The sequence below is a fragment of the Actinoallomurus acanthiterrae genome, assembly GCF_054775715.1.
In genome coordinates this window covers 10,738,074-10,760,944 of sequence record NZ_BAAHCO010000001.1, presented here as the reverse complement: position 1 = coordinate 10,760,944, position 22,871 = coordinate 10,738,074, and the positions used below count along the sequence as shown (strand labels likewise).

General features: G+C 71.7%; 19 protein-coding genes. 10 read left to right on the top strand and 9 right to left on the bottom strand.

Features of this window, described 5'->3' with window-relative positions; all coding sequences use genetic code 11:
• Positions 1–23 precede the first annotated feature (23 nt).
• The 7 genes from ACYVF7_RS50760 to ACYVF7_RS50730 are packed head-to-tail and all read left to right on the top strand — an operon-like array spanning position 24 to position 9,105.
• Positions 24–1,616: a peptide ABC transporter substrate-binding protein gene (locus ACYVF7_RS50760; protein WP_460354090.1), complete on the top strand. Its 1,593-nt coding sequence runs from the start codon at positions 24–26 to the stop codon at positions 1,614–1,616.
• A 1-nt stretch (position 1,617) separates the two neighbouring features.
• Positions 1,618–2,544 (top strand): ABC transporter permease, encoded by a 927-nt coding sequence (locus ACYVF7_RS50755; protein ID WP_460354087.1) that lies wholly within the window; start codon positions 1,618–1,620, stop codon positions 2,542–2,544.
• Positions 2,537–3,463, top strand: coding sequence for an ABC transporter permease (locus ACYVF7_RS50750; protein ID WP_360880579.1), 927 nt, complete (start codon positions 2,537–2,539; stop codon positions 3,461–3,463). The genes ACYVF7_RS50755 and ACYVF7_RS50750 overlap by 8 nt, the downstream gene beginning before the upstream one ends.
• A complete protein-coding gene (locus ACYVF7_RS50745) occupies positions 3,463–4,473 on the top strand; it encodes an ABC transporter ATP-binding protein (protein ID WP_460354084.1) in 1,011 nt (336 codons plus the stop codon). Before ACYVF7_RS50750 ends, ACYVF7_RS50745 begins: the two co-directional genes overlap by 1 nt.
• Positions 4,466–5,488: an ABC transporter ATP-binding protein gene (locus ACYVF7_RS50740; RefSeq protein WP_460354081.1), complete on the top strand. Its 1,023-nt coding sequence runs from the start codon at positions 4,466–4,468 to the stop codon at positions 5,486–5,488. Before ACYVF7_RS50745 ends, ACYVF7_RS50740 begins: the two co-directional genes overlap by 8 nt.
• Before the next feature lie 48 nt (positions 5,489–5,536).
• Positions 5,537–7,231: an ABC transporter ATP-binding protein gene (locus tag ACYVF7_RS50735; RefSeq protein ID WP_460354078.1), complete on the top strand. Its 1,695-nt coding sequence runs from the start codon at positions 5,537–5,539 to the stop codon at positions 7,229–7,231.
• Positions 7,228–9,105 carry an ABC transporter ATP-binding protein gene (locus ACYVF7_RS50730; RefSeq protein WP_460354076.1) on the top strand — a complete coding sequence of 626 codons (1,878 nt, stop codon included), beginning with the start codon at positions 7,228–7,230 and terminating at the stop codon, positions 9,103–9,105. The genes ACYVF7_RS50735 and ACYVF7_RS50730 overlap by 4 nt, the downstream gene beginning before the upstream one ends.
• A 67-nt stretch (positions 9,106–9,172) precedes the next feature.
• Here the strand turns inward: ACYVF7_RS50730 and ACYVF7_RS50725 are convergent, their stop codons facing one another.
• From ACYVF7_RS50725 to ACYVF7_RS50705, 5 genes are all read right to left on the bottom strand, one after another.
• Entirely contained in the window at positions 9,173–9,745 is a 573-nt protein-coding gene (locus ACYVF7_RS50725; RefSeq protein ID WP_460354073.1) for a hypothetical protein, read from the bottom strand.
• Positions 9,746–9,866: 121 nt separating this feature from the next.
• Positions 9,867–10,310, bottom strand: a complete 444-nt coding sequence (locus ACYVF7_RS50720; protein ID WP_460354070.1) for a response regulator — start codon at positions 10,308–10,310, stop codon at positions 9,867–9,869.
• Entirely contained in the window at positions 10,307–11,905 is a 1,599-nt protein-coding gene (locus tag ACYVF7_RS50715; protein WP_460354067.1) for a sensor histidine kinase, read from the bottom strand. The genes ACYVF7_RS50720 and ACYVF7_RS50715 overlap by 4 nt, the downstream gene beginning before the upstream one ends.
• Positions 11,902–13,101, bottom strand: a complete 1,200-nt coding sequence (locus ACYVF7_RS50710; RefSeq protein WP_460354065.1) for a PP2C family protein-serine/threonine phosphatase — start codon at positions 13,099–13,101, stop codon at positions 11,902–11,904. The genes ACYVF7_RS50715 and ACYVF7_RS50710 overlap by 4 nt, the downstream gene beginning before the upstream one ends.
• Before the next feature lie 73 nt (positions 13,102–13,174).
• Positions 13,175–15,262: a S9 family peptidase gene (locus tag ACYVF7_RS50705; RefSeq protein ID WP_460354062.1), complete on the bottom strand. Its 2,088-nt coding sequence runs from the start codon at positions 15,260–15,262 to the stop codon at positions 13,175–13,177.
• A gap of 98 nt (positions 15,263–15,360) precedes the next feature.
• On the opposite strand from ACYVF7_RS50705, the gene ACYVF7_RS50700 reads away from it, so the two are divergent.
• The 3 genes from ACYVF7_RS50700 to ACYVF7_RS50690 are packed head-to-tail and all read left to right on the top strand — an operon-like array spanning position 15,361 to position 18,215.
• Entirely contained in the window at positions 15,361–16,818 is a 1,458-nt protein-coding gene (locus tag ACYVF7_RS50700; RefSeq protein WP_460354059.1) for a serine/threonine-protein kinase, read from the top strand.
• 11 nt (positions 16,819–16,829) lie between these two features.
• Positions 16,830–17,756, top strand: coding sequence for an N-acetyl-1-D-myo-inositol-2-amino-2-deoxy-alpha-D-glucopyranoside deacetylase (gene mshB, locus ACYVF7_RS50695; protein ID WP_460354055.1), 927 nt, complete (start codon positions 16,830–16,832; stop codon positions 17,754–17,756).
• Positions 17,757–17,762: 6 nt separating this feature from the next.
• Positions 17,763–18,215, top strand: coding sequence for a DUF6113 family protein (locus ACYVF7_RS50690; RefSeq protein ID WP_460354053.1), 453 nt, complete (start codon positions 17,763–17,765; stop codon positions 18,213–18,215).
• A 104-nt stretch (positions 18,216–18,319) separates the two neighbouring features.
• Here the strand turns inward: ACYVF7_RS50690 and ACYVF7_RS50685 are convergent, their stop codons facing one another.
• The 4 genes from ACYVF7_RS50685 to ddaH all read right to left on the bottom strand — a co-directional run bounded on the left by ACYVF7_RS50685 (position 18,320) and on the right by ddaH (position 22,765).
• The gene (locus tag ACYVF7_RS50685) at positions 18,320–19,933 is read right to left on the bottom strand and encodes an MFS transporter (protein ID WP_460354051.1); all 1,614 of its coding nucleotides are present in this window, start codon (positions 19,931–19,933) and stop codon (positions 18,320–18,322) included.
• Complete coding sequence (locus ACYVF7_RS50680) at positions 19,930–20,526, bottom strand: helix-turn-helix transcriptional regulator (protein ID WP_460354049.1); 597 nt, start codon at positions 20,524–20,526, stop codon at positions 19,930–19,932. The genes ACYVF7_RS50685 and ACYVF7_RS50680 overlap by 4 nt, the downstream gene beginning before the upstream one ends.
• A gap of 150 nt (positions 20,527–20,676) precedes the next feature.
• Positions 20,677–21,870 (bottom strand): ornithine--oxo-acid transaminase, encoded by a 1,194-nt coding sequence (gene rocD / locus ACYVF7_RS50675; protein ID WP_460354046.1) that lies wholly within the window; start codon positions 21,868–21,870, stop codon positions 20,677–20,679.
• Between the two features lie 49 nt (positions 21,871–21,919).
• Complete coding sequence (gene ddaH, locus ACYVF7_RS50670; protein WP_460354044.1) at positions 21,920–22,765, bottom strand: dimethylargininase; 846 nt, start codon at positions 22,763–22,765, stop codon at positions 21,920–21,922.
• Positions 22,766–22,871 lie beyond the last annotated feature (106 nt).

The following is a 22,871-nucleotide window of genomic DNA, read 5'->3' as shown; positions in this document are numbered from 1 at the left end:
CGACTCCGGAGGTGGACGGCCCGATGACCGTGAAAAAGAGCCGCTGGCTCGTCTCCCTGACCGCGGTGGCGCTCGCGGCCTCCGCCTGCGGCGGTGGCGGATCCGGCGGCGCCAAGGACAAGTCCTTCAGCTTCGCCATCACCGAGCCGGAGCACCTCACGCCGGGCAACACCAACGACGGTCAGGGCCTCAACGTCGACGAGGCGCTGTTCGACCGGCTCATGGCGCTCGATCCGACGGGCAAGCCCGTGCCGCAGGAGGCCGAGTCCCTCACCTCCACGGACCAGAAGGTCTGGACCGCCAAGATCAAGCCGGGGCTCACGTTCCATAACGGCGAGCCGGTCACCGCGCAGAGCTACGCCGACGCGTGGAACCAGGCCGCGTACGGCCCCAACGGCTGGGGCAACAACGCCTACTTCGCCACCATCGACGGTTACGACGACATGAACCCGTCGGACGAGAAGGCCAAGCCCAAGGCCGACAAGCTCCGCGGGCTGAAGGTCGTCGACGACCACACCCTCCAGATCACGCTCTCCCGGCCGTTCAGCCAGCTGCCGCTGGTGCTGTCCTTCGCCGGCACCGCGCCGCTGCCCAAGGCGGCGCTGAGCGACCTCAAGGGGTTCGAGCAGAAGCCGATCGGCAACGGGCCGTTCATGCTGGACGGCGCCTGGGAGCACAACCGGCAGATCAAGCTCAAGAAGTTCCCGGGCTACAAGGGGCCGCGACCCGCCCACGCCGACGGGCTCACCTTCAAGATCTACGCCGGCCGTGACGCCGCGTACACCGACCTGCAGGCCGGGAAGGTCGACTTCGACAGCCAGATCCCGGCGGCCAAGGTCCCGCAGGCCAAGCGGGTGCTTGCCAAGCGCTTCCTGAGCGTGCCGAGCGGCACGATGGACTTCCTCGAGTTCCCGCTGTACGACAAGGCGTTCGCCAACCCGGACCTGCGCAGGGCCATCTCGATGGCCATCGACCGGCAGTCGATCGTGGACTCCGTCTACAACGGCGCGTTCAAGCCGGTCGGGTCGCTGCTCGCGCCGATCGTCCCCGGCTACCGGGAGAACGCCTGCGGCCAGGCGTGCACGTACAACCCGCAGGCGGCCAAGCAGCTGTTCACCAAGGCGGGCGGCTTCGACGGCACGCTGCACCTGATGTTCTCCAACGCCGACTCGACGTACGAGCAGTGGATGACGGACATCGCCAACCAGCTCAAGCAGAACCTCGGCATCAAGGACATCGTCTTCGACAAGGTCCAGGTGTCGGACTACCTGACCAAGCTGAGCGACCACAAGGCGACCGGCCCGTACCGCAGCAACTGGATCATGGACTACCCGAGCGCGGAGGACTACCTCACCCCGCGCTGCACGCCGCCGATCCGCTCCGGCTACGACGGTGCGGCCTGCCTCGACCTGATCAAGAAGGGGAACGCCGCCGGTGACCCGCAGCAGGCACAGCAGTACTACCAGCAGGCCGAGGACGTCGTGCTGAAGGACATGCCGCTCACCCCGCTGTGGAACTGGCGGGACCAGGCCGGTTACTCCAACCGGATCTCGGGCGTCTCCGTCGATCCGTACACGATGCCTCTGCTGCGGCTGGACAAGGTGACGGTCAAGTAGCGTGTGGCGTTTCGTTCTCCGGCGCCTGCTGCAGATGGTGCCGGTCGTCCTGGGCACGACCTTCCTGATCTACGTGCTGGTGTTCGCGCTGCCCGGTGACCCGATCCGGGTCCTGGGCGGCGACAAGCCCATGCCGCCGTCGGTCTACCAGGCGCTCCGGCACCACTACCACCTGGACGAGCCGCTGATCGCGCAGTACGGCCGGTACCTGTTCGGGCTCTTCCGCGGTGACTTCGGCGAGACGCTCAACGGCCAGTCCGTCTCGAGCCTCATGGCCTCGAGCTGGACGGTGACGGTGCAGCTCGCCCTCACCGCGTGGATCTTCGAGCTGGTCGTGGGGATCTCCCTCGGCGTGTGGGCGGGGCTGCGTAAGGGCGGGATCGTCGACTCGCTGGTGCTCAGCGGCACGACGTTCGTCATCGCGGTCCCGGCCTTCGTGCTCGGCTACTCCGCGCAGCTGGTCTTCGGGCTCAAGCTCGGGTGGTTCCCGACCGTCGGCATCGACGACGGCTGGCCGTACAGCTACCTGCTGCCCGGCATGATCCTCGGCTCGCTGAGCCTGGCGTACATCGCCCGGCTCACCCGCACCAGCCTGATCGAGAACATGCGGGCCGACTACGTTCGGACCGCCCTCGCCAAAGGGTTGCCGCGCCGGCGGATCGTCGTGCGGCACACCCTGCGCAACTCGCTGATCCCCGTGGTGACCTTCCTCGGGATCGACCTGGGGAACCTCCTGGCCGGGGCGATCGTCATCGAGGGCATCTTCAACCTGCCCGGCATCGGCCAGCAGATCTTCCTGGCGATCCAGGTCAAGGACGGGCCGACGGTCGTCGGGATCACGACCTTCCTGGTCCTGGTCTACCTGGCGGCCAACCTGGTCGTCGACATCCTGTACGGCGCTCTGGACCCGAGGATCCGGTATGAGTGAGACGACGGACACGCTCGCGGTCGCCCAGACCGGATCGGAGGTCGTCGGCGCGTCCGCGTCGCTGTGGAGTGACGCGTGGCGCGAGCTGCGGCGACGCGTGATCTTCTGGGTGTCGGTCGTGATCCTCCTGGCGATGGGCCTGATGGCGGCGTTCCCGGCGCTGTTCACCGACCGTGGGTCCAACGACCGGTGCGACGTGAAGCTGGCCAAGCACGGACCGTCGTCGTGGAACCCGTTCGCGGCCGACGGCCACCCGTTCGGGTACGACACGCACGGCTGCGACTACTGGGCCCAGGTCGTGCACGGCGCCCGCGCCCCGATGATCGTCGGGTTCGTCGTGACCGGGATCGCGCTCACTCTGGCGATCGTGCTCGGCTCGCTCTCCGGGTACTTCGGGCGCTGGCTCGACGCGCTGATCTCCCGGATCACCGACATCGTCTTCGGGCTGCCTCTAGTCCTCGGCGCGCTGGTGATCCTGACGGCGTTCCCCGACCACGGTGTGTGGACGATGTCGCTGGTGCTGGGCGTGCTGTGGTGGCCGACGATGACCCGGCTGATGCGCGGGCAGGTCCTGGCGGTCCGCGACGCGGACTACGTTCAGGCGGCCCGGATGCTCGGTGCCGGCGACGTGAGGATCATGGCCCGGCACATCCTGCCGAACGCCATCGCACCCGTCTTCGTCTACGCCATGCTGAACGTGGGCGTGGTCATCGGTTACGAGGCGACGCTCGACTATCTGGGCGTGGGCCTGGGGTATCCGACCGTCTCGTGGGGGCTGCAGCTGAGCCAGGCCCAGGAGCTGTTCACCGATTATCCCTACCTGCTCATCTATCCCGCGATACTCCTGACGGCGACTGTACTGAGCTTCCTGCTGCTCGGCGACGCCGTTCGCGACGCCCTGGACCCGAAACTGCGCTGATGAACACACCCGACCCCGTTCCGGGGACACCGCTGCTCCAGGTCGAGGATCTGCACGTCGAGTTCCGCATGCGCGGATCGACGGTGCACGCCGTCAACGGGCTCTCCTACGAGCTCCAGGAGGGCGAGACGCTCGCGATCCTGGGCGAGTCGGGGTCCGGCAAGAGCGTGAGCGCGCAGGCCGTGATGGGCATCCTCGACACGCCGCCCGCGTACGTCACCAAGGGCGCCGTACGGTTCCGCGGGACCGAGCTGCTCGGCCTGCCGGAGAAGAAGCGCCGGACCTACCGGGGCGCGCACCTCGCGATGATCTTCCAGGACGCGCTGTCGGCGCTGAACCCGGTGCACCGGGTCGGCGACCAGATCGCCGAGATGCTGCAGGTCCACCGGAGCGTGTCCCGCGGCGACGCCCGGAAGCGGGCGATCGAGCTGATGGACCGCGTGCGGATCCCGTCGGCCGCCACCCGGGCGACCGACTACCCGCACCAGTTCTCCGGCGGCATGCGGCAGCGCGTGATGATCGCGATGGCGCTGGCCCTCGAACCCGACGTGCTCATCGCCGACGAGCCGACCACGGCCCTCGACGTCACCGTGCAGGCGCAGATCATGAAGCTGCTGCGGGACCTGCAGGACGAGATGGCGATGGGCCTGATCCTCATCACGCACGACCTGGGCGTCGTGGCGGACGTCGCCGACCGCATTGTGGTGATGTACGCCGGGCGCGTGGTCGAGCAGGCCGAGGTCAAGGAGCTGTACGCCCGGCCCGCGCACCCGTACACCGAGGGGCTGCTGGCGTCGGTGCCGCGCGTCGACGTACGCGAGAGCGCGCTGACGCCGATCAAGGGCGCGCCGCCGAACCTGGCCGCGATCCCCTCGGGCTGCGCGTTCCATCCGCGCTGCCCGCGGGCGCGGGAGGAGCGCTGCGCCGGCGAGGTGCCCGAGCTGCGCGACGTCACCGGCACCGGGCACGGGAGCGCCTGTCACTACGCGGAGGAGGTGCTCGGTGGCTGACGAGATCCTTCAGGTCGAGAACCTGGTCAAGCACTTCCCGCTCACCCAGGGGGTCGTGCTCAAACGCCAGATCGGGCAGGTCAGGGCGGTCGACGGGGTCTCCTTCGGGCTGCGCAAGGGCGAGACGCTCGGCCTGGTGGGGGAGTCCGGCTGCGGCAAGAGCACCCTCGCCAAGCTGCTCATGGCCCTCGAACGCCCCACCTCCGGCACCGTGCGGTTCGAGGACCGCGACGTCTTCGCGCTGTCGAAGGCGGAGCTGCGGCGACTGCGCCGCCGGGTGCAGATGGTCCTGCAGGACCCCTACACCTCGCTGAACCCGCGCATGACCGTCGGTGACATCGTCGGCGAGCCGTTCGCGATCCACGGCGACCCCGACGGCGGGCGGCGCCGCCGCGTCCGGGAACTGCTGGAGATCGTCGGCCTCGACCCCGACCACGTGAACCGCTACCCGCACCAGTTCTCCGGCGGGCAGCGGCAGCGGATCGGCATCGCTCGCGCGCTCGCCCTCCGGCCCGATGTGATCATCTGCGACGAGCCGGTGTCCGCGCTGGACGTCTCGGTCCAGGCGCAGGTCATGAACCTCCTCGTCGAGCTGCAGGAGGAGTTCGGCCTGTCGTACGTCTTCATCGCGCACGACCTGGCCGTCGTCCGGCACATCTCCGACCGGGTCGCGGTGATGTACCTCGGGAAGATCGTCGAGGTCGGCGACGAGGAGCAGATCTACGACCATCCGACGCACCCGTACACGCAGGCGCTGCTGTCGGCCGTCCCGGTGCCCGACCCGACGCGGCGCGGGACCCCGATCGTGCTCGAGGGCGACGTGCCGAGCCCGACGAACCCGCCGTCCGGCTGCCGGTTCCGTACGCGCTGCTGGAAGGCGCAGGACGTCTGCGCGACGGAGGAGCCCCTCCTGGAGATCAGGGCCGCACGCGGCCCGGACGGGGGGACGACGGGGTCGCTCCACCCGAGCGCGTGCCACTTCGCCGACGAGAAAATCAGTCGCGCCCGATCGTGAGCGCTGGGTAGCGTCGAAGGATCTGCCGTCTCCTGATCGGCGGTTCCCATGCGCTCATTTCCCGTGCCGGACCCCGGCATGCCCGACGACCGGTCGCCCGCGCGCTACCTGCTGTGGGCGGCGCGTGCCCAGGCCGGCACGATGACCGCCGCGGCCGGTTCCGGCGTGGTGTGGATGGCCAGCCAGGCCCTCATGCCCGCCGTGATCGGCCGGGCGATCGACGCCGGCCTGACCTCCCGCGACGCCGGGGCCCTCGTGACCTGGTCCGGCGTGCTGCTGGCCCTCGGCGTGATCCAGGCGACCACCGGCGTGCTGCGGCACCGCTACTCCACGGTCAACTGGCTGGGCGCGGCGTTCCGCACGGTCCAGGTGACGACCCGCCAGGCCGCCCGGCTCGGAGCGACGCTGCCGAATCGGCTCGCGAGCGGCGAGGTCGTCAGCGTCGGGATCGCCGACATCTCCCACATCGGCTCGGCGATGGACATCTTCGGGCGCGGCAGCGGCGCGGTCGTCTCGATCGGCGTGGCGGGCGCGGTCCTGCTGACGACCTCCTGGCGGCTCGGCCTGATCGTGCTGGCCGGAGTGCCGCTGCTGGCCTTCGTGGTGGGCCCGCTGCTGCGCCCGCTGCACCGGTACCAGCAGCACCAGCGCGAGCTGCAGGGCGAGCTGGCCACCCGCGCGGGCGACATCGTCGCGGGGCTGCGCGTGCTGCGCGGGATCGGCGGCGAGCAGGTGTTCGCCGCGCGGTACCGCGAGGAGTCCCAGACGGTCCGCGCGGCCGGCGTCCGCGTCGCGCGCACCGAGTCCCTTCTGGACGGCGCGCAGGTGCTGCTGCCCGGCCTGCTGGTCGCGCTGGTCACGTGGGCGGGGGCGCGGTTCGCCCTGAACGGCGAGATCACGACCGGCGAGCTGGTCGCCTTCTACGGATACGCGGTCTTCCTCGTCGACCCGCTGCGGACCCTCACCGAGGCGGCCGACAAGCTCACCAAGGCGCACGTCGCCGCGCGCCGGGTCGTGCGGATCCTCCGGATGACCCCCGAGCCGCCCGACCTGGGGACCCGGTCCCCGGCCGGCGGCGACCTGGTCGACGGGGAGTCCGGCGTCGTCGTACGGCCCGGGCGACTCACCGCGATCGCCGCGACCGCTCCGGAGGACGCCCAGGCCATCGCGGACCGGCTCGGCCGCTTCGCCGACGGGGCGGTCACGTGGGGCGGCGTCCCCCTGCGGGAGCTGTCCCTGCCGTCCGTGCGCGAGGCGATCCTGGTCGCCGACAACGAGGCGCGGCTGTTCTCCGGGCGGCTGCTGGACGAGCTCGGCGGCCCCGGCGGCGCGCCGGAGCCGGCCGTCCGCGCGGCACTGCGCACGGCGTGCGCGGAGGACGTCGTCGACGAGCTGCCGGACGGCCTGCACTCGGCGGTCGCCGAGGGCGGCCGGGAGTTCTCCGGCGGCCAGCAGCAGCGGCTCCGGCTCGCCCGTGCCCTCGTCGCCGACCCGGACGTCCTCGTCCTCGTCGAGCCGACGTCGGCGGTCGACGCCCACACCGAGGCCAGGATCGCGGGCCGCCTCGGGGGGCACCGCGAGGGGCGCACGACGGTCGTGTGCACGACCAGCCCGCTCGTCCTCGACCACGCGGACGAGGTGATCTTCGTCCGGGACGGCAAGGCCGCGGCGACGGGCCGCCACCACGACCTGCTCACCGCCGAGCCCGCCTACGCCACCACCGTGACCCGAGAGGAGCCATGATCGTGCCGGAGGGGCTCGACGTCACGACGGAGATCGTCGAAGAGAGACTCCAGGGGAAGGACGTCGCGGCGGAAGAGCGCGGTGACCGGACCGACGAGGAGACCCGGCGGCCGGGCGAGGGGCGCGACGCGCCAGGGGCCGCGCGGATCCTGCCGGTCGCCTCGGCCGCCCAGGTGCGGGCGTACGCGCGGCGGCTGACGCTCGCCTATCCGCGAGAGCTCACCGTCGTGCTCGGCCTGCACGGCCTCGCCGCGATCGCCGGGCTGGTCGCCCCGCGCCTCCTCGGTGAGCTCGTGCAGAACGTACGGGACGGGTCCTCGCACGTGACGGTCGACCGGATCGCGATCGCCATCCTGGTCTTCGTCGTCGCGCAGGGCGTGCTGCTGCGGTACGCCGTGTTCATGTCCGCGCGGCTGGGCGAGAAGGTCCTGGCGCGACTGCGCGAGGAGTTCGTCGACCGGGTCCTGGAGCTGCCGCTGTCCACGGTCGAGCGGGCCGGTACCGGCGACCTGGTCACCCGTACGGCACGCGACGTCGACGCCCTCGCCCGTACGGTGCGGCACGCCGTGCCCGAGACGCTGATCGCGATGGTCACCGGCGCGTTCGCGGTGGGCGCGCTGGTCCTCGTCGGGCCGCTGCTGGCGCTGCCGTGCCTCGTCGGGGTGCCGCTGCTGTGGTGCGGCACCCGGTGGTATCTCAAACGGGCCCGCGGCGGGTACCTCTGGGAGAACGAGGCGTGGGGCGGCGTGACCTCCGGGCTCACCGAGACGGTCGACGGCGCGCGCACCATCGAGGCGCTTCGCCTGGAGGGCCGCCGCGTCGCGCGGACCGACGCCGACCTCGCCGGCGCGTGGAAGGCCGAGCGGTACACCCTCGGGCTGCGCCTGGTGTGGTTCCCGCTGGTGGAGATCGGCTACGTGCTCCCGGTCGCGGCGACGCTGCTGATCGGCGGGCTCTTCTACCTCCATGGCCTGGCGTCGCTCGCCCAGGTCACCGCCGCCACGCTGTACGTCCAGCAGCTCATCGACCCGCTCGACCGGTTCCTGTCCTGGGTCGACGAGCTGCAGGTCGGCGGCGCGTCCCTGGCCCGGCTGCTGGGCGTCTCCGAGGTGCCGGCGGACCGCGTGCCGAGCGACGAGCGGCCCGACGGCGAGCGGATGGCGGTCGACGCGGTCCGGTACTCCTACCGGGACGGCCAGGACGTGCTGCACGGGGTCGACCTGCGCCTGCGACCCGGAGAACGGCTCGCCATGGTGGGGCCGAGCGGCGCGGGCAAGTCCACCCTCGGCCGTCTGCTCGCCGGCGTGCTGCGGCCCCGCACCGGGGCGGTCACCGTCGGCGGGGTGCCGCTGGTCGACCTGCCGCTGGAGGACCTGCGCCGCAACGTCGCCCTGGTCACCCAGGAGCACCACGTGTTCCGGGGTACGGTGCGCGACAACCTGGTGCTGGCCCGGCCGGACGCGACCGACGAGGAGCTGGCGCGGGCACTCGACGCGGTGGACGCGTCGTGGGCGCGCGCGATGCTGGACACCGAGGTCGGCACCGGCAACACGGCGCTGTCACCGGCCCAGGCGCAGCAGCTCGCGCTCGCCCGTCTCGTCCTGGCCGATCCCCACACGCTGGTGCTGGACGAGGCGACCTCGCTGCTGGACCCGCGCGCCGCCCGGCACCTCGAACGCAGCCTGTCGGCGGTGCTCGACGGCCGTACGGTCGTGGCCATCGCGCACCGGCTGCACACCGCCCACGACGCCGACCGCGTCGCCGTCGTGGAGGACGGCCGGATAATCGAGCTCGGCGGCCACCACGACCTGATCGCCCGGGACGGCTCCTACGCCGCCCTCTGGCGGTCCTGGCACGGCCAGGGCCACGTCTGACCGGCCTCGCCACGGCCGAGCGGGAAGGGCGATCTCCACGCGCGCACTCACGGCTCCGGCTCGCCGATCAGGTCAGGACGTTCTCCCCGTACTCGAGGCCGGGGGCGAAGTACTCCTCGTCCTCCTCTTCGTCGACCTCGTCCTCCGCCCAATCCTCAAGGAGAGTGTCGATATAGCTGTCCAACTCGGGCAGAGGGCGCGGTCCGTCCAGGCGGAACCGGTAGCCGTCCTCGGGCTCCTCCGCACCGGCGTCCGAGCCGGCGACCGGCTCAGAGAGCGCGGGCAGCGCCGCGGCGATGGAGGTCCGATCGATCCGGATGTCCGTCACCGGGCTCTGCTCCACGGCGCCGTTGCACTCGGCGATCTCCGCGAACGTCCGCCGTGCGCCGTCCTGGTGACCGGCGAGGTGCGGACGCAGGTCGATGCCATCGGTCAGCACACCCTTCTGCACCACCCACGCGGCCACGGTCTCGCCGTACTCCGGCATGGGTGTGCGCCAGTCGTCGGCCGGATCGTAGACACTCTCCAGAATGGCCTCGATCCCTTTCGGTTCGGGCACCAGATAGAGATGGCAGTGCTCGTAGCCGGCACGGTGGAGGGACATCTCGAGCAGATAGAAGCTCCAGAAATGATCACGCATCGGCCGACTCTAGCGGCGTCGACACCGTCGGCCGCAGGAACACCGTCAGGTGTTACGCGCCAAGCCTCTGGGGTCTCGTTCGGCTGAACGGCCTCGGCCGGCGGGGTCCGCGTCGCCCGCGTCAGGAGCGGGGGAGTTTGACCACGCTGACGAAGAAGTCGTCGATCTGCCGGACGACCTTGATGAACTGGTCGAAGTCGACGGGCTTGGTGACGTAGGCGTTGGCGTGCAGCCGGTAGCTGCGGAGGATGTCCTCTTCGGCCTCGGAGGTGGTGAGGACGACGACCGGGATCGTGCGCAGCGCCTCGTCGGCCTTGACCTCCTCCAGCACCTGCCGGCCGTCCATGCGCGGCAGGTTGAGGTCGAGGAGCACCAGGTCGGGGCGGGGCGCGTCGGCGTAGTCACCCTCCCGCCGCAGGAACCGCATCGCCTCTTCGCCGTCGCTCACGATCGACAGCTTGTTGCTGACCTTGTTGTCGTCGAACGCCTCTTTGGTCAGCACGACGTCACCGGGATCGTCCTCGACGAGGAGCACTTCGATCGGGCGGATGATCACGTCGGTCATTGCTCGGAGTTCTCCGTGCTGTCGTCGTCGATGGCGGGCTCGTCGATCGCGGGCAGCGTCCACCGGATCGTGGTGCCCCGCTGCTCCGGCTCGGTTTCCAGCCAGATGCGCCCGCCATGGTATTCGACGATTTTCTTGCACAACGCCAGCCCGATCCCGGTCCCGGCGTATTCGTCCTTGGGGTGCAGGCGCTGGAAGATGAGGAAGATCCGGTCGGCGTACGCGGCGTCGATGCCGATGCCGTTGTCGCTGCAGGCGAACTCCCAGACCTCGTCGGCGCGGCGGGCCGAGACGTGCACGCGCGGCGCCTCGTCGCTGCGGAACTTGATGGCGTTGCCGATGAGGTTCTGGAACAGCTGGGTCAGCAGGGGCGCGTCGCCGGTCACCTTGGGCAGCGGGTCCCAGCTGATGCCCGCGTCCGACTCGGAGCGGGCGAGGCCGAGGTTGTCCATGGCCCGCTGCAGGACCGTCTCGCAGTCCACGACCGCCATGTCGCGGGTCACCCGGCCGACCCGGGAGAAGTTCAGCAGGTCGTTGATGAGCGACTGCATGCGCTTGGCGCCGTCGACGGCGAAGTCGATGTACTGCCGGCCGCGGTCGTCGAGGACGTCGGAGTAGCGGCGTTCGAGCATCTGGCAGAAGCTCGCGACCTTGCGCAGGGGCTCCTGCAGGTCGTGGCTGGCGACGTAGGCGAACTGCTCCAGCTCGGCGTTGGAGCGGCGGAGCTCCTGGGTCTGCTCGTCGAGCTTGGCGCGCGCCTCGGACGCCTCCCGCCATTCCTCCAGGATGTGGTTGCGCATCGCGTCGATGTGCGCGGCCAGCTCGGCGATCTCGGCCGGCCCGGAGACCTGCAGCGGATGCGTCAGGTCGCCCTGGGAGACACGGCGGACCTGGCCGGTCAGCGCGGACACGGGACGCAGGACGGTGCGCCGGATCAGGAGGGTGAGCCCGAGGGCGCCCACGACCAGGGCGATCGCGCCGCCGAGCAGGGTCTCGTACAGCCGGTCCACCTGGTCGTTCAGCCGGTCGGCGGCGCGGTGCTGCAACGCGGCGAGCCGGGTGCGCTCGGCCGCGACCGCGTCGCGGACCGCGGCGAACCGCTGCTCGCCCAGGACCTCGGACGGCTTCCCCGTCTTGGTGATCACCGGGTCGGCGTAGTCGTGCCGCCAGGAGGCCAGCCGGGAGCCGACCTCGGTGAGCCCGGCGCGGGCCGGCCCGGCGTCGTGGGTGTCGCGCAGCAGCCGCGTCGTCTCGGCGATGGCGGCGGAGGTCTCGGCCTCGGCGCTCCGGTAGTCCGCGGGGCCCGTCGCGGCGCCGGTCAGCGTGTACGCGCGCACCGCGCCGACCTCCGCCGCGATGGACGTGCTGAGCCGGCCGGACTGCAGCACGGCAGGGTCGATGTGCCGGAGCAGCGTGGTGCGGGCCGAGGCGCCGTCCCGGACCGCCAGCCCGATGACGGTGCCGACGGCGACGACCGCGAGCAGCAGGAGGACGATGCCGAGGCCGTACCAGTGGCCGACGCCGAACCTGGGTACGCCCTCGGCGTCCACCTGCAGCGTCGGCTGGCGCGGGCGGCGTATCGAGGGAGTCGTCACCGGGGGGCCTTTCCGGACAGCATCACCACGGCGAGGTCGTCGGTGAGCGCCTCGCCGTTGAGGGCCTCCACCTCGGCGACGAGGTGGTCGATGAGCAGGTCGCCGGTGAGCCCCTGGGCGCGCGCGCCGGAGGCCATCTCGACCAGGCCCTCGGTGCCGAGGCGGTCGGGTCCGCCGCCGACGCGGCCCTCGATCAGCCCGTCGGTGTACAGCATGAGCGACCAGTGGCCGGTCAGCTCGACCTCCGCGGCCGGCCATTCGGAGCCGGGGAACAGGCCGAGCGCCGGGCCGTACGCGTCGTCGGGCAGCGCCGTGGCCGCGGTCTCGCCGAACAGCAGCGGCGCGGGATGGCCCGCCATGTGGAATCGCGCGCGCTGCCGGTCGGGTGCGATCGTGACCATGCTGAGCGTCGTGAAGATCTCCTCCGACCAGCGCTCGTGGCACAGGACCGTGTCGAGCGTGCCCAGCAGGTCCATGCCGGTGTGCCCGGCCAGCACCAGCGTGCGCCAGGCCATCCGCAGGCGGACGCCGAGGGAGGCCTCGTCCGGGCCGTGCCCGCAGACGTCGCCGATGACGAGGTGGACGGTGCCGTCGGCGGTCTGCACCGTGTCGTAGAAGTCGCCGCCGAGGAGGGCGCGCTCGCGGCCGGGGCGGTAGCGCGTGTGGTGATGCAGCTCCGTGTCGTCGATCAGCGGGACCGGCAGGAGCCCCAGCTCGATCCGGGCGTTCTCCTCGCTGCGCAGCTCGGCCTCCATGAGCTGCCGCTCGGAGTCCTCGGCGCGCTTGCGCTCCAGGGAGTACCGGATGGAGCGGGCCAGCAGTGGCCCGTCGACCTCGTGCTTGATCAGGTAGTCCTCGGCGCCGGCGGCCACGGCGGCGACGCCCACCGCCGCGTCGCTGCGTCCGGTCAGGACGAGGACGGCCGAGCGCGGAGCCATGTCGAGCACCGCGCGCAGCAGGTCGAGCCCCTCGGCGTCGGGCAGCGACAGGTCGGCCACGACGCAGTGGACGCCCGGGTGCAGCCGCTCCCGGGCCTCGCGGAGCGTGCGCGCCTGGATGATGTGGGCGTCCGGCAGCTCCTCGTCGAGGAGTTCCTCGAAGAGGAAGGCGTCGCCCGGGTCGTCCTCGATCAGCAGGATCTCCAGCTTCCCGTCGCCGGGAACGACCGAGGTCGAATGCTCGATTATCTCGCTCACGTCTCGTCGGGGGTCGGGGTGCCCATCGCACCGTCGGAAGAATGGTGCCCGCTCCGGGGCGCCGGAGCAACGGTCACGCGAGCGCTTCCTTCAGGAACCGTATCTGCAGCAGCAGAAGGTTCTCGGCGACGACCTCCTGCGGCGTCATGTGCGTGACCCCGGACAGCGGCAGCACGCTGTGCGGGCGGCCCGCGGCCAGCAGGGCGGAGGACAGCCGAAGCGTGTGCGCGGCGACGACGTTGTCGTCGGCCAGCCCGTGGATGAGCAGCAGCGGCCGGGTGACGTCGGCGCCTCCGGACGCGGCCCGCGTCAGGTCGGTCTTCTCGTACGGCTCGGGGTCCTCGCCCGGGTGGCCGAGGTAGCGCTCGGTGTAGTGCGTGTCGTACAGCGTCCAGTCGGTGACCGGCGCGCCGGCGATCGCGGCGTGGAAGACGTCCGGCCGGCGCAGGACCGCGAGCGCGGCGAGGTATCCGCCGAACGACCAGCCCCGGATGCCCACCCGCGACAGGTCGAGGGGGAAGCGCTCGGCCGCCCCGCGCAGCGCCGCGATCTGGTCGTCCAGCACCGGGTCCGCGAGGTCCTTGTGGACGGCCCGCTCCCACGCGCCGCCGCGGCCCGGGGTGCCGCGCCCGTCCGCGACCACGACCGCGAACCCCTGGTCGGCGAGCCACTGCGGCTCGGCGAAGGCGCGGCGCGCGGCCATGACGCGCTGGGCGTGCGGCCCGCCGTACGGGTCCATCAGGACCGGAAGCGGATCGTCCCCGGTGTACCCCGTCGGGAGCAACACCGCGGTGCGCAGCTCACGCTCGCCGGCGCGGATCAGGGTCACCCCGACGTCGAGGGACGGCTGTTCGGCGTGCGAGGCGATCCGGCCGACCGGCCGGCCGTCGCGCAGCACCGTCGTCTCCACGCCGAACCGGTCGAGCCGGCTGCCGGTGACGACGGTGGTGCCGCCGCGTCGCCGCGCGCCGAAGACGCCCGAGCCGTCGCTCACCCGGCTCAGGCCGCCGGGGCCGTACGCCCAGGCGTGGATCTCGGTCGGCTCCTCGGAGGCGGTGAACAGGACGGTGTCGCCGTCCACGTCGAGCACCGAGCGCACGTGCAGGTCGTCGGGGGTCACGCGCTCGCCGCCGACGATGAGGCCGCGCGCGTCGTGCCCGTCCTCGGCGGCCCACACCAGGTCGCCGTTCGCGGTGCGGGCGGGCACGCCCGGCACGATGTCCAGCCAGACCGGGTCGGTGTCCTCGCGGACGAGCGTGGTCCGGCCGGTCTCGGGGTCGGCCTCGAGGATCCGCATCGTCTTCTGGTCGCGGGTCTGGACGACGAGCAGGACGCCGCGGGAGTCCCAGCGGGCGGTGACGAGGTACGGGAACGCGGCCCGGTCCCACTCGACCGCCTGCCGCCCGCCGTCGAGCCCGAGGACGACGAGGGAGACGTCGGCGTTCGGCGTGCCGGCGGCCGGGTAGCCGACCTCGCGGGGCGCCGCCGCCGGGTTGGCGGGGTCGGCGATGTGCCACCGGCGCACCGGCGACTCGTCGACGCGGGCGGCCAGGATCGCGGTGCCGTCGGGCGCCCACCAGTACCCGCGCATGCGCTGCATCTCCTCGGCGGCGATGAACTCCGCGAGGCCGTACGAGACCTGCTCGTCCTCCGGCTCGGCCAGCGCGCGGTCGGCGCCGGTGGCGACCTCGATCACGCGCAGCGCGCGCCCGGAGACGTACGCGACGCGGGTCCCGCTCGGGTCCGGGCGCGGGTCGAAGACGGGGACGGCCGCGTCCAGAGGCCGGACCTCCGCGTCGAGGTCGGTGACGAACAGCCGCCCCGACAGCGCGAACGCGGCGAGCGAGAGCCGCTCGTCGGCGGCGTACGCGACCACGCCGCCCGCCTGCTCACGGGCGCGCTCGCGGCGGGCCCGCTCCTCGGCCGGCAGGTCCTCCTCGCCGGGCAGGTCGAGGGCGCGCGGGTCGACGATGAGGCGCTCCTTGGCCTCCGCGCCGTCGCCGGGGACGTCGAGCGCCCACAGGCACGTGACCGGATCGGTGCCCCCTCGTGAGCGGAGGAACACCACCCGTGAACCGTCGGGAGAGACCTGGAAACCGCGCGGGGCTCCGAGCGTGAACCGCCGTGTACGCGCGCTCTGCCGGGGAAAGCTCGTCGTCATGCCTCGATCCTGCCAGGAGCGTGTGAATGCTCCGTGCAAGTCCGCCGGTCATGCGGAAGACTGTTCCCATCCACGTGCCGTTTCCCCCAGGAGTCTTGATGCCCGACGCCCGTCCCCTCAAGCCCGGTGACCCGGACAGGCTGGGGTCGTACGAGATAACGGGTCGCCTGGGGGAAGGCGGCCAGGGGACCGTCTACCTCGGCCGTTCCGCCTCCGGAGACCCGGTGGCCGTCAAGCTGCTCCGCGGCGACCTCGCCCAGGACGACACCGCGCGCGGCCGGTTCCTGCGGGAGCTGGCCGCCGTCAAGAGCGTCGCCCGGTTCTGCACCGCCCAGGTGCTGGAGGCCGACGTCGACGGCGACCGGCCCTACATCGTCAGCGAGTTCGTTCCCGGGCCATCGCTGCAGCAGCTCGTCACCAGTGAGTCCCCGCGCTCCGAGGCCGAGCTCGAGCGCCTGGCCATCGGCACGGTCACCGCGCTCGTCGCGATCCACCAGGCGGGGATCGTCCACCGTGATTTCAAGCCCCAGAACGTCCTGATCGGCCCCGACGGCCCCCGCGTCATCGACTTCGGCATCGCCAAGGCCCTCGACTCGGCCGCGACGATGACCAACTCCGCCATCGGCACGCCCGCCTACATGGCGCCCGAGCAGCTCACCGGCAAGGAGATCACCGCGAAGGCGGACATCTTCGCCTGGGGCTCGACGATGGTGTACGCCGCCACCGGCGCCGCGGCGTTCGGGCAGGACACCGTGATGGCGGTGATCAACCGCATCCTGAGCGAGCCGCCGGACCTCGGCGGCGTGCAGGAGCCGCTGCGCGGCATCATCGCCGCCTGCCTCGCCAAGGACCCGGCCGCGCGCCCGACCGCCCAGCAGCTGCTGATGCTGCTGCTCGGCCAGGAGGGCGTCACGCCGGCCGCTCCGATGCCGGGCGGCGGCCCGCAGACGGCGATCCTGGACCAGGGCGCCGCGTTCGCCGAGACGAGGATGGCCGGCGCGGCGCCGACCACGCCGACCACGCCGGTCACCCCGGCCGCGCCCACGGTCGCGGGCGCCGGTCTGGGCGCGATGGGGGCGGCCGGCGGCCCGCCGACCATGGCGCACTACCCGGGGATGACGCATCCGGGCGCCGCGGACCGCCGTGGGATGTCGCCCCGGATGGTCCTGGCGGCGGTGGCCGGTCTGGTGCTGGCGATGGGGATCGCCGCCATGATCGTCTGGGCGGCCTCGCACCGCGCCAATACCACCGGCGACCACGGACCGGGGCAGACCGTCGAGAGCTCCAGCGGGCCGTCGGAGGGCACCGACCAGCCGAAACAGCCCGCGCCGACCACGCGGCACGAGCCGTCGCACACCCAGCGGCCGACGTCCCACCGGCCCACCGCCACCCATACGGTGACGAGCTCGCCCACGGGCGAGCCGAGCGGCGGCACGACCCCGACCGATAAGCCGACGGGCGGCTCGAAGCCCACCGGAGGCAGCACCGGAGGCACCGGCGACGGCACGGGCGGGAAGGGGCCGACCGGCCAGGCGACCAATCCCGCCGCCGGATAACGTGTTCGGTCATGGCCGACCTGCGCATTCTGTTCGTGCACGCCCATCCCGACGACGAGTCGATCGAGACCGGGGCGACCATGGCGAAGTACGCCGCCGAGGGCGCCCACGTCTGCCTGGTCACCTGCACGCGCGGGGAGGAGGGCGACATCGTCCCCGAGGAGCTGCGCCACCTGGACGGTGACGCGCTGGGGGAGTACCGCGTCGGCGAGCTCGCGCGGGCGTGCGCCGCCCTCGGCGTGACGGACCACCGGTTCCTCGGCGGCACGGGCCGCTGGCGCGACTCCGGGATGATGGGCATGGCCGCCAACGACCATCCCCGGTGCTTCTGGCGGGCCGACGTCGACGAGGCCGCGGCCGAGCTCGTCGCGGTCGTGCGCGAGGTAAGGCCCCAGGTGATCGTCACCTACGACGCCAACGGCTTCTACGGCCATCCGGACCACATCCAGGCGCACAGGGTCGCGTGGCGGGCGTTCGAGCGCGCTGCGGACCCGTCCTTCGGCGCGGGCGCGCCGTGGCGGCCGTCGCGGTTCTACGCCACCGCGGTGCCCCTGTCGGTGCTCGAGGAAGGGGTCGGCCGGGGGCCGTTCCAGCGCGTCGAGTCCGTGTCCGACTTCGGCTTCGGCGTGCCCGACGAGCAGGTGACCACGCGCGTCGACGCCCGCGACCACCTGCCGGCCAAGGAGGCCGCGATGCGGGCGCACCGGACGCAGCTCACCGTCGATCCGCCGTACTTCGCGCTGTCCAACGACATCGGGCAGCCGCTCCCGGGCGTCGAGTACTACACGCTGCTGGCCGGTGAGCCGGGGCCGCTCGGTGAGGACGGCCGTGAGTCCGGTCTTGGTGAGCCGGGGCCGCTGCGTGCGTCCGGCCTCGGGGAGTCGGGGCCGCTGGGTGAGGACGGGCGTGAGTCCGGTCTCGGTGAGCCGGTAGCCTGACCCGCTGTGGACGGATGGACGGGCCCTCACGCCCCTCAGGAGACGGGTGTCCCTGCCCCTCAGGGGCCGGCGAGTGAGCCGGGGCTGGTGACCGGCGCCGCGTACGGCGCGCTCGCCGTGCTGGGTCTGTTCCTCGGCGTGGTGGGATCGTTCGAGTTCTCCTGGACGGCCGGGAGCGTTCCGGTGGCCGCCATCCTGCTGTCCCTCGTCGAGTTCGCGGCCTTCCGCTTCGCGGGGTGGGGGATGAGCGGCCGGCTCGGCGTGGCCGCGATCGCCGTCCCGTGGCTGATCGTCGTCGTCCTGCTGTCGAGCCGGCGCCCGGAAGGCGACCTCATCGTCACCGGCACCACCGGCGGGTACGTCTTCATCTTCGGCGGGGCGATCGCCGCCGTCGCCGCCGCGGTGGCCACCCGGCCGGCGCGGCCGTGGCTCCCGCAGGGCGTCCCGCCGAGGGACTGAACGCCGAGCCGAGCGGGGGAACGGCCCGTACGGCGACGGGACGATTTCGCCGCACATGCTCCGGACCGGGTGCGTGCCCGCGCGGGCGCGCACCCGGGCCTCGGTCAGCCGGTGGCCGCCTCGACCGTCTCGGGAGAGCGTTTCGCGGTCTTGCCGCGGTACCCGCGCATCGCGAGGCAGGAGAGGGATCCGACGAACACCAGGATGATCGGCAGGGTCATCGTCGGCTTCATCGCGCCGACGAACCCGTGCGCGAAGACGCTCTGGGCGGCGTGGGTGATCTGGTCGACGACCTGCTGGGGGAGGTTCCGCGGGAGGTGCTGGGCCGCGCCGGTCTGCCCGGCGCCCACCTCGAGACCGCCCTTGGCGGCCTTCTTGAACCCGTCGATGAACGGGGCGCGGGCCTGGGCGGGGAGCTGACCGGCCCGCTTCACGGCCTCCTCGCGGAGGTGGGAGGCGAGCTGGTTCTGCAGGATGGCGCCCGCCGCGGCGCTGCCGACCACGGAACCGACCTGCCGGATGGTGTTGTTGACGCCGGAGGCCGCGCCGGCCATCCGGGGGTCGACCCCGCGCATGGCCTCGGTGGCCATCGGCGCGAACACGCCGCCGATGCCGACACCGGCGACGACCAGCCCGGGCACGAAGGCCGGCCAGTGGGTGCCGGCGCTGGCGATCAGCACGACCCAGCCCATGCCGATCCCGTACAGCGCGAGGCCGGCCATGAGGATGAACTTGCCGCCGATCTTGTCGGAAAGCCGTCCGGCGACCGGCGCGAGGAACATCGACACGACCGAGGACGGCGCCATCACCAGGCCGGCCTTGAGCGCGCTGAAGCCGAGCACCGACTGCAGGTAGATGGTCAGCGGCAGGAACATGCCGATCATCCCGATCGACACGATGGCGCCGACGAAGTTCATGACCGTGAAGTTGCGGTCCCGGAACAGGGCGAACGGGACCAGCGGCTCGCGGTCCTGCCGGCCGCGCTGCTGCACGAGGAAGACGGCGAACACGACGGCCGCCGCGGCGAACAGGGCCCAGATGACGCCGTTCCAGTCGTACCGCTGTCCTTCGGTGAGGGCGAACACGAGGCAGAACAGCGCGACCGTGGCGATCAGCACGCCGGTGAGGTCGAGACGGTGCGTGCGCTCGACGCGGACGCCGGGGATCACGGTGAACGCCAGGAACAGCACGATCACGCCGATGGGCAGGTTGACGAAGAAGATCCACCGCCAGTCGAAGGCGGTGACCAGGAGCCCGCCGAGGGTCGGTCCGGCGATGGTCGCGACGCCCGCGACCGCTCCCCAGATGCCCAGCGCGGCGCCTCGGCGTTCGGCGGGGAAGGTGGCGATGATGATCGCCATCGTCTGCGGCATGAGCATGGCCGCGCCCAGGCCCTGAACGGCGCGGGCGGCGATCAGCTCGGCGGGGTTCTGGGAGACCCCGCAGAGCAGGCTGGCGATGGTGAAGATGGCCACCCCGCCGATGAACAGCGTGCGCTGGCCGCGCAGGTCGCCCAGCCGGCCCGCGGTGATCAGCAGGACCGCGAGGATGAGGACGTAGGCGTTGACCACCCAGAGGACCTCGTCCAGCGACGCGTTCAGCTTGTCGATCATGCTGGGCATCGCGATGTTCACGATCGTGAGGTCCAGCAGTGTCATGAAGAACCCGAGACTGAGCGTCACGAGGATCGCCCAGGGGTTACCGTGCCATTTCTTCATTTGTCGTTGTTCTCCCCGTTTCGGCGGCCGGGGGGCCGCCACGTCATCCGGCCGTTCTTGATGTCCTCGCTCAGCGCGTTGACGAACGCGAACTCGGAGCGCAGCCGCGCGTTGCAGAACTCCAGCTCGATCAGCGCCACGCGTTCGAGGCCCTGCTTCGCCAGGTTTGCGAGGACCGTGTCGTGCGCTGCCAGCTGCGCCTCGATCCGGACGGCCCGGCGGTCGAGCAACTGGGCCGCCTCCTCTGGCGGCAGCATCCCCAGGAACGACAGCGCCATGTCGAAGATCGGGTACTCCTGCGCGGGGTGGCGCAGGAATTCCCGAAGACGGGAATACGCCTCCTCGCGCCCATGTTCGGTGATCGCGTAGACCGTGCGCTCCGGACGGCGGCCCTCCCGCGTCGTCTCGACGGGCTCGATCAGGCCTTGGCCGGCGAGCCGTTCCACCGTGTGATACAGCGACCCGTGCGCGACCTTGACCACGTGATCGATTGAGTAGTCCCGGATGCGCTGCTGCATCTCGTACGGGTGCATGGGCTCCTCGCTGAGCAGGCTGAGCACCGCGAGTGCGAGAGGCGTGAGCGGTCGTGACATGGCCCCGTTTCTAATCCGTACTGAATAATCCAGTTGGACTATAAGGTCATCGTCTGGCGGCTGCAATCCGATTTATGGCCACAAACAGGTAAAGCGGAGGCCCGGCCCCCGAGGGACCGGGCCTCCGCAGGCGGTCGGCCGGAACGACCGTCACACCTCGGTGAGCACGGCCTCCAGCTGGTCGAGGGCCCAGTCGAGGTCCTCCTGGCTCACCACGAGGGGCGGCGCCAGCCGGAGGGTCGTCTCGTGCGTCTCCTTCGCCAGCACGCCCAGCTCCATGAGCCTCTCGCTGACCGGACGGGCCTTGCCGTTCAGCTCGACGCCCGCCCACAGGCCGCGCCCGCGCACCTCGCGGACGTGGTCGGACGGCAGTCCGCCGAGGCGCGCGTGCAGGTGCGCGCCGAGCGTGCGGGACCGCTCCTGGAACTCTCCGGTCTTCAGCATGGCGATGACCTCGCGCGCCACCGCGCAGGCGAGCGGGTTGCCGCCGAACGTCGACCCGTGCTGGCCGGGCTTGAAGACGCCCAGCACGTCGCGGTCCGCGACGACCGCCGAGACCGGCAGGATGCCGCCGCCCAGGGCCTTGCCGAGGATGTAGACGTCCGGCACGACGTTCTCGTGCTCGACGGCGAAGGTCGTGCCGGTACGGCCCAGGCCCGACTGGATCTCGTCGGCGAGCATCAGCGCGCCCCGCGCCGTGCAGATCTCGCGCACCGCCGTCAGGAACCCGCTCGGCGGGACGTTCACGCCGGCCTCGCCCTGGATCGGCTCGACGAGCACGCCGACGGTGTTCTCGTCGACGGCCGCGCGCAGCGCCTCGACGTCGCCGTACGGCACGGTGCGGAAGCCCGGCGTGAACGGACCGTAGGAGTTCCGCGCGTCCGGGTCGGTGGAGAAGCTGACGATCGTGGTCGTACGGCCGTGGAAGTTGCCCTCGAACGTGACGATGTTCGCCTGCTCGGCGGGCACGCCCTTGACCTCGTAGCCCCACTTGCGGGCGGTCTTCAGCGCCGTCTCGACGGCCTCGGCGCCGCTGTTCATCGGCAGGACCATGTCCTTGCCGGCCAGCTCGGCCAGCTCCGCCACGAACGGCCCGAACTGGTCGTGGTCGAACGCCCGGCTGACCAGCGTCACCCGGTCGAGCTGCCGCCGCACGGCCTCGACCAGCCGCGGGTGGCGGTGCCCGAAGTTGACCGCGGAGTACGCCGAGAGCATGTCGAGATACCGCTTGCCCTCGACGTCCGTCACCCAGGCGCCCTCGGCCTCGGCGATGACGATCGGCAACGGGTGGTAGTTGTGCGCGCTGTGCTCCTCCGACAGCGCCCGCAGCTCCTTCGTGTTCACCGGTGCTCCTTCTCGGACCCGCGGGGTCTCCCGAGTCCCATTGTTCCTGCTACGGGCGGAGTTCGAGAGTGCAGCACTTCGGGCCGCCTCCCGCCTTGCGCAGCTCGGTCATCTCGATCGGGATGACCTGGTAGCCACGCTCCGTGAGCCGGGCGATCAGCGTGATGGCGTCGTCCGGGACGATCACGTGACGTCCGTCGCTGACCGCGTTGAGGCCGAACGCGAGGGCGTCCCCCTCGGTGGCCTCGATCAGCTCGGGGAACAGCGTCTTGAGCTTGATCAGGCCGTCCTCGTCGAAGGCCCCCGGGTAGTACGCCGCCGTGAACGGGTCGATCACGCACAGCGCCGTGTCGAGGTGGTAAAAGCGCGGGTCGACGAGCCGCACGCTGACCACGGGCAGCCCGAAGGCGTCGTGCAGTTCGTTGTGCGCGACCGGGTCCGTACGGAAGCCGTGCCCCGCCACGATCGCGCGGTAGGCGAAGGCGTAGTCGCCCTCGCCCTCGTTGACGTGCTCGGCCGCCCGGACGCGGCGGTAGCCGTGCTCCTCGAACCACGCCCGGTGCGCGTCGGCCTCGGCGGCGCGCTCGGCGTGGCGGAACCTCGCGCCCAGCACCATGCCGCCCACGACGGTCGCGCCGTTCGCGGCGAACACCATGTCCGGCAGGCCCGGGACGGGCGGCAGCACGTGCACGGTGTGCCCGAGTGAGACGTACGTGGCGCGCAGGTGCTCCCACTCGTGGCGGGCCCGGTCACGGTCGACGGGGGTCTTGGGGTCCATCCACGCGTTGATCGCGTATCGGACGTCGAAGTAGGTCGGCGGGCACATCAGGTAGGTCCGTGCCGGCTGCCCCGCCGAGATGCCCGCGCCGTCGCGGGCAAGGGTCTGCATCGTCATCGATGTGGTTCTCCTGGCAATGCGGGCCCGATATCGCGCCCAGGTGGTTGGTGAGGCACCACTCGAAGCGTAAGGTCGGCATGTCCGCAACACCAATAACGGATAT

Bases quoted from the DNA above. Each gene is read 5' to 3' on its own strand.
- ACYVF7_RS50760 (WP_460354090.1), top strand. From the start codon at position 24: ATGACCGTGAAAAAGAGCCGCTGGCTCGTCTCCCTGACCGCGGTGGCG.
- ACYVF7_RS50750 (WP_360880579.1), top strand. From the start codon at position 2,537: ATGAGTGAGACGACGGACACGCTCGCGGTCGCCCAGACCGGATCGGAG.
- ACYVF7_RS50745 (WP_460354084.1), top strand. From the start codon at position 3,463: ATGAACACACCCGACCCCGTTCCGGGGACACCGCTGCTCCAGGTCGAG.
- ACYVF7_RS50735 (WP_460354078.1), top strand. From the start codon at position 5,537: ATGCGCTCATTTCCCGTGCCGGACCCCGGCATGCCCGACGACCGGTCG.
- ACYVF7_RS50730 (WP_460354076.1), top strand. From the start codon at position 7,228: ATGATCGTGCCGGAGGGGCTCGACGTCACGACGGAGATCGTCGAAGAG.
- ACYVF7_RS50725 (WP_460354073.1), bottom strand. From the start codon at position 9,745: ATGCGTGATCATTTCTGGAGCTTCTATCTGCTCGAGATGTCCCTCCAC.
- ACYVF7_RS50720 (WP_460354070.1), bottom strand. From the start codon at position 10,310: ATGACCGACGTGATCATCCGCCCGATCGAAGTGCTCCTCGTCGAGGAC.
- ACYVF7_RS50705 (WP_460354062.1), bottom strand. From the start codon at position 15,262: ATGACGACGAGCTTTCCCCGGCAGAGCGCGCGTACACGGCGGTTCACG.
- ACYVF7_RS50700 (WP_460354059.1), top strand. From the start codon at position 15,361: ATGCCCGACGCCCGTCCCCTCAAGCCCGGTGACCCGGACAGGCTGGGG.
- mshB (WP_460354055.1), top strand. From the start codon at position 16,830: ATGGCCGACCTGCGCATTCTGTTCGTGCACGCCCATCCCGACGACGAG.
- ACYVF7_RS50685 (WP_460354051.1), bottom strand. From the start codon at position 19,933: ATGAAGAAATGGCACGGTAACCCCTGGGCGATCCTCGTGACGCTCAGT.
- ACYVF7_RS50680 (WP_460354049.1), bottom strand. From the start codon at position 20,526: ATGTCACGACCGCTCACGCCTCTCGCACTCGCGGTGCTCAGCCTGCTC.
- ddaH (WP_460354044.1), bottom strand. From the start codon at position 22,765: ATGACGATGCAGACCCTTGCCCGCGACGGCGCGGGCATCTCGGCGGGG.